This window comes from Caloramator sp., from assembly GCF_020054765.1.
Lineage (GTDB): Bacteria > Bacillota > Clostridia > Clostridiales > Caloramatoraceae > Thermobrachium > Thermobrachium proteoclasticum.
Window position 1 is genome coordinate 1 of record NZ_JAIHAO010000020.1, and the last position, 11,866, is coordinate 11,866.

At 31.0% G+C, this 11,866-nt stretch carries 12 protein-coding genes; all 12 read right to left on the reverse strand.

Annotation, left to right across the window (positions count from 1 at the left end):
- Positions 1-212 precede the first annotated feature (212 nt).
- The gene (pnpS, locus tag JG776_RS07775; RefSeq protein WP_291966310.1) at positions 213-1,613 is read right to left on the reverse strand and encodes a two-component system histidine kinase PnpS; all 1,401 of its coding nucleotides are present in this window, start codon (positions 1,611-1,613) and stop codon (positions 213-215) included.
- A gap of 10 nt (positions 1,614-1,623) precedes the next feature.
- Positions 1,624-2,316 carry a response regulator transcription factor gene (locus tag JG776_RS07780; RefSeq protein ID WP_291966312.1) on the reverse strand — a complete coding sequence of 231 codons (693 nt, stop codon included), beginning with the start codon at positions 2,314-2,316 and terminating at the stop codon, positions 1,624-1,626.
- 12 nt (positions 2,317-2,328) lie between these two features.
- Complete coding sequence (gene pgeF, locus JG776_RS07785) at positions 2,329-3,084, reverse strand: peptidoglycan editing factor PgeF (protein WP_291966314.1); 756 nt, start codon at positions 3,082-3,084, stop codon at positions 2,329-2,331.
- 4 nt (positions 3,085-3,088) lie between these two features.
- The gene (gene nrdG / locus JG776_RS07790; protein ID WP_291966363.1) at positions 3,089-3,583 is read right to left on the reverse strand and encodes an anaerobic ribonucleoside-triphosphate reductase activating protein; all 495 of its coding nucleotides are present in this window, start codon (positions 3,581-3,583) and stop codon (positions 3,089-3,091) included.
- A gap of 121 nt (positions 3,584-3,704) precedes the next feature.
- Entirely contained in the window at positions 3,705-5,735 is a 2,031-nt protein-coding gene (gene nrdD, locus JG776_RS07795) for an anaerobic ribonucleoside-triphosphate reductase (RefSeq protein WP_291966316.1), read from the reverse strand.
- Positions 5,736-5,748: 13 nt separating this feature from the next.
- Positions 5,749-6,204, reverse strand: coding sequence for a transcriptional regulator NrdR (nrdR, locus tag JG776_RS07800; protein ID WP_027307376.1), 456 nt, complete (start codon positions 6,202-6,204; stop codon positions 5,749-5,751).
- Positions 6,205-6,356: 152 nt separating this feature from the next.
- Entirely contained in the window at positions 6,357-6,632 is a 276-nt protein-coding gene (locus tag JG776_RS07805; RefSeq protein WP_027307375.1) for a YlmC/YmxH family sporulation protein, read from the reverse strand.
- A gap of 123 nt (positions 6,633-6,755) precedes the next feature.
- Positions 6,756-7,529 (reverse strand): RNA polymerase sporulation sigma factor SigG, encoded by a 774-nt coding sequence (gene sigG / locus JG776_RS07810; protein ID WP_291966319.1) that lies wholly within the window; start codon positions 7,527-7,529, stop codon positions 6,756-6,758.
- Between the two features lie 68 nt (positions 7,530-7,597).
- Entirely contained in the window at positions 7,598-8,323 is a 726-nt protein-coding gene (sigE, locus tag JG776_RS07815) for an RNA polymerase sporulation sigma factor SigE (protein WP_291966321.1), read from the reverse strand.
- A gap of 1 nt (position 8,324) precedes the next feature.
- Positions 8,325-9,215, reverse strand: a complete 891-nt coding sequence (spoIIGA, locus tag JG776_RS07820) for a sigma-E processing peptidase SpoIIGA (RefSeq protein ID WP_291966323.1) — start codon at positions 9,213-9,215, stop codon at positions 8,325-8,327.
- A gap of 202 nt (positions 9,216-9,417) precedes the next feature.
- The gene (ftsZ, locus tag JG776_RS07825) at positions 9,418-10,503 is read right to left on the reverse strand and encodes a cell division protein FtsZ (protein ID WP_291966325.1); all 1,086 of its coding nucleotides are present in this window, start codon (positions 10,501-10,503) and stop codon (positions 9,418-9,420) included.
- A 21-nt stretch (positions 10,504-10,524) separates the two neighbouring features.
- Positions 10,525-11,790, reverse strand: coding sequence for a cell division protein FtsA (ftsA, locus tag JG776_RS07830; protein ID WP_291966327.1), 1,266 nt, complete (start codon positions 11,788-11,790; stop codon positions 10,525-10,527).
- Between the last annotated feature and the right edge of the window lie 76 nt (positions 11,791-11,866).

Sequence of the window (11,866 nt, forward strand, 5' to 3'; positions counted from 1 at the left end):
CCGTAATTCGGCACAGGACGTGCCGAGCCGAGCGGCCATCAGGACGATGGCATCGCGAGGGTAGGACTTTTTCAAACAAAGAAAAGCTTAGAATTGATTGACGAAATGAACGGATGCCCAAGAAATCCTTCATGGGGCTAATCAATATATAACTTTTTCAACAATCTACTAAATAAAATTGTTTGAATTTATTCATGGCTTTATTTTTAAAATTATTTATTCTCAAATAAAGGAAGTATAATAGTAAAGGTTGTGCCTTTGTTTACTTCACTATCAACATATATGTCTCCTTTAAACATTAAAACAATATGCTTCACAATAGCAAGCCCAAGACCAGTACCTCCCATTGACCTTGACCTTGCCTTATCAACTCTATAAAACCTTTCAAAAAGTCTTGGTAGATGTTTTTTAGAAATTCCAATGCCAGTGTCTCTTACCTCAATCCTTGCATTGTTGTCATATTTCTCAAGTTTTAAATTTACCTCACCATTTGGTGGAGTATATTTTATAGCATTATCTACCAAGTTAATTATCATCTGTTTAAACTTATCTCTATCTCCATAAATAAATAACTGTTCTTCGCAGCTATCAATAGATAACCTAATATTCTTCTCAAGAGATATTCTTTCCATAATATAATAAACTTCAGTTATACATTCATTTAAGCATACCTTTTGAAAATTAATTGCATAATCCTTGTTTTCAAGCTCTGAAAGAGTTAATATGTCATTTATCAATCTTGATAATCTCTCTGACTCAACATATATAATATCTAAAAATTTATCTCTTGTCTCTTTATCCTCAACATATTTTAGAGTCTCAGCAAATCCTTTAATGGATGTAAGAGGTGTTTTTAACTCGTGGGACACGTTTGCCACAAACTCCGACCTCATATTCTCAAGGGCCTTTATTTTTGTTACATCGTGAATGACAAGTAGAACACCAATTATATTTCCTGTTCCATAATCCGATACTGAAATAGACTTAACTTGAAGTATCCTTTCCTTTTCCCCATGCATTATTATTTCAACAGGCATTTCATCAGGATTATTTATAAGTTCATATATCCTGCTATCTCTTATTACCTCTAAAATATATCTATTTTTTGTTTCTCCCTTAACATTAAATATTTCCTTTGCTGCAGGATTAATTAATACAATATTTTTTTCAGTATCAACAAATATAACTCCATCATCCATACTATTTAAAATAGAATAAAGTTTATTTTTCTTGTCATTTAAATCCTTAATTGTTTCTTCTAATCTACTTGCCATCAAATTAAAGGAATGACTTAATTGTCCTATTTCATCCGCCTCATAAAATTCTATTCTCTTTTCATACTGTCCTAATGCAATCTTTGTTGCTGTATTGGTCAATTTTTTTATTGGATTAATTATAAAATTTAGCTTAAATATAACCATAATACAGGTGAATATAAATGTAAAAAATATACTTGCAACAGCATATTGTATAAAATCAAATCTAAATTGAAGAGTATCTGAAACATAAGCATATAAATTGTACTTATTTAAAATTATATAGAAGAGATAAAAATTTAAAATCACACAGAACAATATTATAGGCATTATAAAAAATATCAATTTTTTTCTCATAAAATCACCATTAATCCTTAAACTTATATCCAATTCCCCTTACAGTTTCAATATATCTTGGATTTTTATCATCATCCTCAATCTTCTGTCTTAGGTGCCTTATATGAACGTCAACTGTTCTTGTTTCACCATAATATTCATAACCCCATATTCTGTCTAATAGGAAATCACGTGTCATAACCTTTCCCTTATTTAAGACAAGAAGTTTAAGTAGTTCAAACTCCTTTAATGTCAACTCTATTTTCTTTCCATCCTTTATAACTTCGTGTCTTTCTAAATCTATAGTTAAACTGCCTATAGTTATCACATTCTGCTGCTTTTCATCCTTTGTATTTCTTCTTAAAACAACCTTTATTCTTGCTACAAGTTCACGAACAGAGAAGGGCTTAGTTATATAATCATCTGCACCAAGCTCTAATCCTAATATTTTATCAAATTCCTCTCCCTTTGCAGTCAGCATAATTATTGGAATATTAGACAATTCATCATCTCTTTTAATTTTTTTACAAACCTCAAATCCATCTATTTCAGGAAGCATAATATCAAGCAATATCAAATCTGGTTTCTTCTCATAGGCAATATTTATTCCTTCAGTTCCATTTAAGGCATAATAAACATTATATCCATTCATTTCAAGATTATATTTTATAAGTTCAACAATATGAAGTTCATCATCTATTATTAGTATCTTTTCAGATGCCATAGGTTTACCTCCTTATAGTGAAATAAAGGTACCAATTCTCCCTGTATTAGTATTTACTCTATAAGAATAGAATAAATCATTATTGCACTTTGTGCAAATATTGGATAATAAAATATTTCTATCTAATACACCTAAATCTAATGCTTGCTTCTTGTTTTCTAAAAATAAATCAACATAATATTTTCCATCTCTTTTTTCTCTAAAATTAAACTTATTATATACATCCTCTCCTACTTCAAAACAGCAGGAAGCAATAGCAGGCCCCAGTACAACATACATATTCTCACAATCACAATCAAATTCCTTCACCATTTTCTCTATTGTTTTTCTTAATATTCTTTTATCTGTGCCCTTCCATCCTGCGTGTACAACAGCAATAATTTTATTAATATAATCAACTATTATAATAGGAACGCAGTCAGCAGTAAAAACCCCAATTGGTATCCCCTTTTCTTTAGTAATTAACGCATCTCCAAATTTACTCTTTACCTCTCTATAATTTTCACTATTTACAATGTAGATTTCATCACCGTGAACTTGTCTTAAATAAACAGCTTTATCAATATTCATATTATTGTCAGTTAGAGCCTTAAATAAATTTTTGGGGGCACACTTATCTTCAGTATATATACCTAAATTATGCTGACTAAAGTCTCCTTCACTATATCCTCCGATTCTTGTTGAAAAAAAATGTTTTATTCCTAACGCATCTATCTTATTATTTTTTAAATATAAACTACCATTTATATTTAAATACTTAAATTCCATAAAATCACCACTTTATTTCTACTACTTTATTATTTTCCAATGATTTCTTAACATCTATTATTCTTTGATTAGTTGAGCCTACAAAGGATTTTTTTAAAGTCCTCTGCTCCTGTATAAATGGTCCATCAATTAATATATCTATATTTTTTAAAAGTTCTAATTTATCCTTTTCATTTATAATGTCTTCAAATATATACCCTGTATAGCATATAATATGGATATTTTTCTCCTTTAACATTTTTGCTAAAATTGAAAACTTATCTGCCTGAATTAAAGGATCACCGCCTGAAAAGGTAACACCATCAATAAATTTATTTTTTAGTATATCGTTATATATATATTCTAATTCTACCTCATACCCTCCATCTAATGGGTGAGTATCTTTATTATGACACCCCTTACAATTATGTATACATCCCTGAGAAAATATCACATACCTTATCCCAGGCCCATCCACTAAACTTTCTCTATTAATACCTGCTATTCTTAATTTCACAATATCACCACTTCCATTATAATATAATACTAAAAATTTAGCATGCCCTTATATTAAAAGCATGCTAAATTTATGTTAAATTTTATTGCTATATAAATTTATTTAAAATACCCATTTAGGTATATTAAATATGCTTTACCCTCATCTCAAGTTCCTTTAATTTTGCATCGTTAAATCTATCGGTTGTTGATAAATAACCTGTTATTCTTCTTATTCTTCTAATGTCACTTCCTTGGCATACAGGACATTCATCTTCATTTATTACTCCCCTATATCCACAAATCCTGCACTCATCAATTGGGAAGTTCACTCCTGCATATCCTATATCACATTCCTTCATCCACTTAATTATCTTTTCAAAGGCATCTAAGTTATGTTCAAATGTGGATGGGAGTTCTACATATGATATGTGTCCACCATTACATAGGCTGTGGAACTTACCTTCAATTCTTATCTTTTCAAACATACTTATTTCATAATAAACAGGTATATGGTAGGAATTTGTGTAGTAATCCTTATCTGTAACACCCTTTATTAATCCATACTTTTCTCTATCCTTAGGAACAAAACGTCCTGAAGTTCCCTCTGCTGGTGTTGCATATGCAACAAAATTTAGTCCTGTTTCCTCACTTGTTCTGTCACAATAGTCTCTTAGATGTTTAATTATTCTTAATCCTAACTCTAATGCCTCTTCATCTTCTCCATGATGTTTTCCAATAAGTGCTATTAGAGTTTCAGCAAGACCTATAAATCCAATTCCCAATGTACCATTTTTAATTGCTTCCAATATTTCATCATCATCCTTTAGGTTTTCTGAACCCATATAAAGCTTTTGTCCCATTAAGAATGGTAAATCCTTTACTCTAAGCTTTGCTAAAATATTAAATCTATGAAGAAGCTGTTCCTTGCAAAGTTCAAGAATATTATCAAATTCTTCAAAGAAGCCATCTATATTACCATAACCTGCCTTTAGAGCTAATCTTGGAAGATTTATTGTTACAGGTGCAATATTACCTCTACCCGCCGATATTTCAAGACCATTTTTATTTTGAATTGTTCTTGTTCTACATCCCATATAGGATATTTCATCACCATATTTTTTATTAAAGCTTGAATCCATAAAGCTAAAAGTTGGATTCATCCTGTGGGAAGCAACCTTTATTGCCAATTTAAATAAATCATAGTTAGGATCACCTTCATTTAGGTTAACTCCCTCTTTAACTCTAAACACTAAATTAGGAAATATTGGACTTTCTCCTTTTCCTAATCCTTTATCAAACACCTCTAAAACTGCTCTAATAACCAATCTTCCCTCTTCAGTTGTATCCGTTCCAAGATTTATTGAGCTAAATGGAACTTGAGCCCCTGCTCTTGAATGCATACTATTTAGGTTATAAATCAGAGCCTCCATAGCCTGAAATATTTCTTCATAGGATGGCTTTTCCTTAAGATTTCTTATAACCTCAGCCATTGATTTGTCAAAATGTGGGAAACTTTGTCCTCCATACATATCATTTTGATTACTTTGAAGAATTATTGCTGCCTGTGCTGTTGCAGATGATATTCTCTTTGGAGGTCTAATATAGCCGTAACCTGTATTAAATCCATTTAATAAAAGTTTAGTTAAATCTATTTGAAGACAATTTAATGTTTTCCCATAGAAATCCAAGTCATGTATATGTATGTCACAATTCACATGAGCCTTTGCAATGTGGGCCGGAATTACATTGGATAAATAATATTGTTTACTTGCTGCTGATGCTATTTGAAGCATCTTTGCTGATGGCGAATTGCCTATATTTGCATTTTCCCTGCTTGTTTCTACTAATATTTCTCTAACAATATCCATAAGCTCAGTCTTTGCTTCTCTATATCTTGTTCTTTTTGCTCTATATAAAATATATGCCTTTGCGGTCTTGGCATGTCCATCTTCTATTAATACCTTCTCAACACAATCCTGCACAAATTCAACTGTAGGGATTTCGTCCTGTGATAAAACAGAAGCCATATAATTTATTACCTTATCTGCAATGCTGTCTGCCATTGCAAAATCTGAACCACCAACCTCTCTTGCAGCCATAAAAATAGCCCTTGAAATCTTTTCTTTACTGAAGTTTACTATTCTTCCGTCTCTTTTTCTTATTTGGCTAAACATTGTAACACCCCTTCTATTTTTCCTGAAGTAATTTTTGAAGCTCTTGTAAAAAAGTATTTATATCTTTAAACTGTCTATAGACAGATGCAAACCTTACATAGGCAACATCATCTAAATTCTTTAATCTCTCCATAACAAGTTCCCCAATAAAGCTACTTTCTATTTCTTGTTCCATTGAATTAAATACTATTCTCTCAATATCATCAGCAATGGCCTCAATACTTGTTATTGAAACTGGTCTTTTTTCACAAGATTTTAATATGCCATTTAATATTTTTCTCTTATCAAAGGGTTCACGCGTTCCATCCCTTTTTACAACATATATTGGCATATCCTCAATTATTTCATATGTAGTGAATCTTTTTTGACAACTAAGACACTCTCTACGTCTTCTTATAGAGGAATGGTCTTCATTATGTCTTGAATCTAAAACCTTTGTTTCGATATGATTACAGAAGGGACACCTCATCTAATCACTCCAGACATCAATATTTAGTATACCTTGATTATTATATTTACTATATATAGTTTTGTCTACTGATAAAAAAATTATTATGTTAGATAAGAGATATATAAGTTCCTTTTACTATTAATATCTTATTTTTTCTCCGTTTCATATAATCACTTATCTATTGAAATTTCATCCTGTCTTTCTATTAATATAACATCTATCCCCAATGTCTTTATAGAACTCCATGGAATTATTATCTCTTCCCTTTTTTTAAAAATTGAAAAAATACCTCCTTCAGGCGGAAGTACAATGCTCTCTATTCTATTAAAGGCATCATCAAATATAATATCACTAATAAAGCCAAGTTTTTTGCCACTTACTACATCAATGACCTCCATTTGCCTTAGTTGTGATAAAGTAATAAACTTATCATCTTTATTTTTCATAATATCAACCCCCTAAAAAATTATATTCTTTTAGTAGATTAATAATTCATTTATATTGTTTTATAATTTTAGATAAAAAGGCTCTATATAGTCTTTAAAAACTATATAGAGCCTTTTTATAAACTATATATATTTTCTCATATGGGAAAGTGCTGATTTTTCAAGCCTTGAGACTTGGGCCTGTGAAATACCTATTTCATCAGCCACCTCCATTTGCGTCTTGCCTTCAAAAAATCTTAAGGTTAAAATAAGCTTCTCTCTGCTTGATAGTTTTTGAAGTGCTTGTTTTATAGATATATTCTCTATCCAACTATCGTCTGTATTTTTATTGTCACTTATTTGATCCATAACATATATAGCATCTCCACCATCATGATAAATAGGCTCAAATAAAGATATTGGGTCCTGTATTGCATCCAGTGCAAATACAACTTCTTCTCTTGGAACATCAAGTTCCTTTGCTATTTCTGATACAGTTGGTTCTTTATTATTTTTTGATATAAGGCTATCTCTCACTTGGAGAGCCCTATATGCTATATCCCTTAAGGACCTGCTTACCCTTATTGAATTATTGTCTCTAAGGTACCTTCGTATCTCACCTATTACCATAGGAACTGCATATGTAGAAAACTTAACGTTTTGACTCAAATCAAAATTATCTATAGCCTTTATAAGACCGATACAGCCAACTTGAAACAAATCGTCAACATTTTCCCCTCTATTATTAAATCTTTGAATTACACTAAGAACAAGCCTTAAATTACCCTTTATAAACTTTTCCCTTGCCTCTTTGTCACCATTTTTCATCTTTATCAAAAGCTCCTGCATTTCTTCATTTGATAGTACTGGCAACTTTGATGTATTTACTCCACATATTTCAACTTTGTTTGTCTGCATAAAACCAACCCCTTCAGAAGTTTGTATTAAAATTATTTCCGAAGGGATTATTATTTATTCATATTATTTTATGTCATTTTTGACATTTCTTTCCTTAACCTTTTTATAATTCTTTTTTCTAATCTTGATATATATGATTGTGATATACCTAAGATATCAGCAACCTCCTTCTGAGTTTTCTCGCTACCACCTGCAAGTCCAAATCTTAAACTAACTATTTGCTGCTCTCTTTTTGTAAGCTTTCCCATAGCGTTTCTTAAAAGCTGTTTTTCTACATCATCTTCTATATAGTTAAAAATCATATCGGAATCGGTTCCAAGTATATCAGACAATAAAAGTTCATTGCCATCCCAATCAACATTTAAAGGCTCATCAAAAGATACTTCAGCTTTAATTCTACTGTTTCGTCTTAAATACATTAATATTTCATTTTCAATGCATCTTGATGCATAGGTTGCAAGCTTAATCTTTTTAACTGGATCAAAGGTGTTTACAGCCTTAATTAAACCGATTGTTCCTATTGACACTAAATCCTCAACACCAACTCCTGTATTTTCAAATTTTCTTGCAATATAGACAACAAGTCTAAGATTTCTTTCTATTAATACGTTTTTTACACTCTCGTCACCTGCTCTTAGTTTATCCACAAGCTCCTTTTCTTCTTCATTTGAAAGTGGAGGAGGAAGAACATCATTTCCACCAACATAATATACCTCATCTAAACCTAATATGCTGCTGTATATTTCCCTTATTTTTTTCAAAATAGTATCGATGACAAGTCGCAGCATTTTCATATTATTTAACCTCCCAACTAATAATATCTGGATATGCAATTGCTTGATAATCTTCCTTTTTTGAAAGATGCTCCTTTGATAGGGCTATTATAGGATTTTTAATAATACCTATCTTATCCTTTGTAAAAACATAAATATAGTCTACCCTAAAGCCTATAAGTATTCCATTTTGTACCCCTATAGTTGTATAAGGTATTACCCTTAATCTTTTGTTTATTTCATAATCTTCTATCTGAGTTATTTCTTTTTCATCCTTCAATATTTCTATTATTTCATTTGGTAAAATTCCAGAAATATAGTTCAAGTCCGCTATAACTATTGGGCAACCCGATAAAGGATCCTTAAGACAATTTCCTGTATCAAGTAGTGCAGTAACCCTAATCTGTTTATCTTCATTAACTATGCTAAGCTCAACTGTTTTACTCTTTAAGTAATAATGTCTATCCACTACATCAAATACAATCTTTATAATAAATATAGAAACTATAATCCCTAATAATAAATACTTTGAAGACATTTTATTCAACACCATTACACCGTTTACAGATGAAAAATCTCCATTGCTTAAATAAAATATAGATAATATTGCACCACCTATAAAAAACGAAACCCCATAAAACAACAAAAGCTGTTTTATAAATGCCTTTAAACTTCTTGGCCAAAAGGCTATAATAATCATTAAAATTGACATACATATTTTCATAATTGCAGAATAAAATATACTTAGTGAGGGGAAAAAAACTATAAAGACATAAAATGTGCCAATAACCGAAGATAATAAAATATAATATGTTTTTCTATTTAACCTACAAAACCTATTTACAATGTATAACAATAGAAAATTAAGTAAAACATTCTCTGCCAATAGTACATCTAAATAAATTACCTGCATTAATGCCCACCTCCACGTGGACAACTTTTTAATATAATTATACAACCTTCTGACTATAAATTTTGTCATATCATATTCTATTTATATAAAAAATAAATACATATTATGATTTTTTTATACAAATAAAAAAGTTAAAATTAAAATTTTTGCATAATATGCAAAAAAGATAGGTATGTACCTCATACCTATCTCTTCTATCCTCTTATCTTCTTGCTCTTTGATTACGTATAAATGGTGGAATATCTAAATCAGAATCTGGTTCAAAATTAATCACCTTTGCTGACTTTTCTTCATCAGCTGATTCCTTTTCCTTCTCTTCTACGTTTACTTCCCTTACCTTATCAAAACCTGTTGCTATAACAGTAATACTAATCTCATCGCCCATACTTTCATCTACTGCAGTACCAAATATAACATTTGCATCAGGATCTGCAACTTGTCTTACTTGTTCTGCAGCTTCATCAACTTCAAATAATGTTAGATTTAGTCCACCTGTTACATTAATTAAAACACCTGTTGCACCATCAATAGTTGTTTCAAGTAGTGGGCTTGATATTGCCATCTTAACAGCTTCAATTGCTCTATTTTCACCAGAAGCTCTACCAATACCCATATGAGCTAAACCTCTATTTAACATAATAGTTTTTATGTCCGCAAAGTCAAGGTTTATAACTCCTGGTTTTACTATAAGGTCTGAAATACCCTGAACACCCTGTCTTAAGACATCATCTGCTATTCTAAAGGCCTCTGTAATTGGTGTCTTTTTATCTATAATATGCTTTAATCTATCATTTGGAATAGTAACTAAAGTATCAACTTTTTCCTTTAATTTAGCTATTCCCTTTTCAGCATTAATTCTTCTTATTCCTCTTTCAAAGTCAAAAGGCTTTGTAACAACACCAACTGTTAATATTCCCATTTCCTTTGCAATTTCAGCAATAACAGGTGCAGCACCAGTTCCAGTACCACCACCCATACCTGCTGTAATAAATACTAAATCTGCATCCTTAATAGCTTGTACAATAATTTCTCTACTCTCTTCTGCTGATTTCTCACCAATCTCAGGATTAGCACCTGCACCAAGTCCCTTTGTAAGCTTTTCACCTATTTGTATCTTAACTGGTGCCTTTGAATGGTGTAATGCTTGTCTATCTGTGTTAACTGATATAAACTCAACACCTTGCAATCCTGATTCAATCATTCTATTAACAGCGTTATTACCGCCTCCACCTACTCCTATAACCTTTATTATAGCACCTGCTTCAACTTCAAAATCAAAATCTAGCACATTTATACCCCCTTTTGCATTTTAGAAAAAGTCTACAAAAAAATCTTTGATTTTGTCCAATATATTTCTTTTACTTAAAGAGCCGTCTTCAACATAATCTTCAAAACTACTATCTTCTTCCTTCTTAGGAACTGAATGTGATAGCTCCACTGTGCTTGTCCTTTTTTCCTTTAAAGCATAAAAGGCAGTTCCAGCTGAAGCTGAATATATTGGATTTGCAACTCCAATATAATTTGGATAACCAAATCTAACAGGCAATTCAAAACTTGACTGTGCAACATCCTGAATGCCTTTAATATTAAAGAGACCTCCTCCTGTTATAACAACACCAGCAGAAATTGAATTGTATAAATTTCTATCCTCCAATTCTTTTCTTACAAGATATAGCATTTCTGAAATTCTTGCCTCCATTATCTCTGCTATATCCTTAAGGTAAACTTCCTTTTCAGACTTACCACCAATACTGTTTATCTTTATTATATCATTATTTCTTATTAAATTTGAAGTAGCTACTCCATATTGTCTCTTAATTTTTTCTGCATCAGTTGATGTTATTTTGCATATAATTGAAATATCATTTGTAATATGATTTCCTCCTACTGGTATTACTTTGGTAAATATTAGTGATCCCTTTCTAAATACAGAGATATCAGTTGTCTCAGCACCAACATCAATTAAAGCTACACCAAGTTCCTTCTCATCATCACTTAAAACCACACTTGATGTTGCAAGTGGTTCTAAAATTATACCATCACAGGCTAATCCTGCCTTTTGTATGCTTCTTATTATATTTTGAACAGTTGTACAGGATGCAACAATTAAATTAGCATCCACCTCAAGCCTAACCCCTACCATACCAATTGGATCTCTTATTTCATCATATCCATCAACAATATATTGTTCTGGTATAATATCTATTATCTCTTTATCCTGCGGAATTGCTACAACCTTAGCTGCCTCAAGTACCCTATTTACATCCTCCTTTGTAATTTCCTTATCATCCCTTGAAACAGCTATAACTCCCTTTGTTTTATATAGGTTAGTATATCCTCCAGGAATATTCACAAATACTGATTTTACTTTTTTATTTGACATATGTTCTGCTTGTTTTAGTGCACTATTAATTGCTTCAACAGTTGAATCTATATCAACTATAATTCCCTTCTTAACACCCTTACACTCGGAGGTTCCAACACCTAAAACATTAAACTGCTTATTTTTCATTTCAGCAATTATTATACACACTTTAGATGAACCTATATCTAAGGCTGCAACTACATTGCTCATTTAAATTTTAACCTCCCAACATTAGTATATTATTTATATAATTCAACAAAAATTTTTAATTCCCTTTTAACAAGAC

Bases quoted from the DNA above. Each gene is read 5' to 3' on its own strand.
- pnpS (WP_291966310.1), bottom strand. From the start codon at position 1,613: ATGAGAAAAAAATTGATATTTTTTATAATGCCTATAATATTGTTCTGT.
- JG776_RS07780 (WP_291966312.1), bottom strand. From the start codon at position 2,316: ATGGCATCTGAAAAGATACTAATAATAGATGATGAACTTCATATTGTT.
- pgeF (WP_291966314.1), bottom strand. From the start codon at position 3,084: ATGGAATTTAAGTATTTAAATATAAATGGTAGTTTATATTTAAAAAAT.
- nrdD (WP_291966316.1), bottom strand. From the start codon at position 5,735: ATGTTTAGCCAAATAAGAAAAAGAGACGGAAGAATAGTAAACTTCAGT.
- nrdR (WP_027307376.1), bottom strand. From the start codon at position 6,204: ATGAGGTGTCCCTTCTGTAATCATATCGAAACAAAGGTTTTAGATTCA.
- JG776_RS07805 (WP_027307375.1), bottom strand. From the start codon at position 6,632: ATGAAAAATAAAGATGATAAGTTTATTACTTTATCACAACTAAGGCAA.
- sigG (WP_291966319.1), bottom strand. From the start codon at position 7,529: ATGCAGACAAACAAAGTTGAAATATGTGGAGTAAATACATCAAAGTTG.
- sigE (WP_291966321.1), bottom strand. From the start codon at position 8,323: ATGAAAATGCTGCGACTTGTCATCGATACTATTTTGAAAAAAATAAGG.
- spoIIGA (WP_291966323.1), bottom strand. From the start codon at position 9,215: ATGCAGGTAATTTATTTAGATGTACTATTGGCAGAGAATGTTTTACTT.
- ftsA (WP_291966327.1), bottom strand. From the start codon at position 11,790: ATGAGCAATGTAGTTGCAGCCTTAGATATAGGTTCATCTAAAGTGTGT.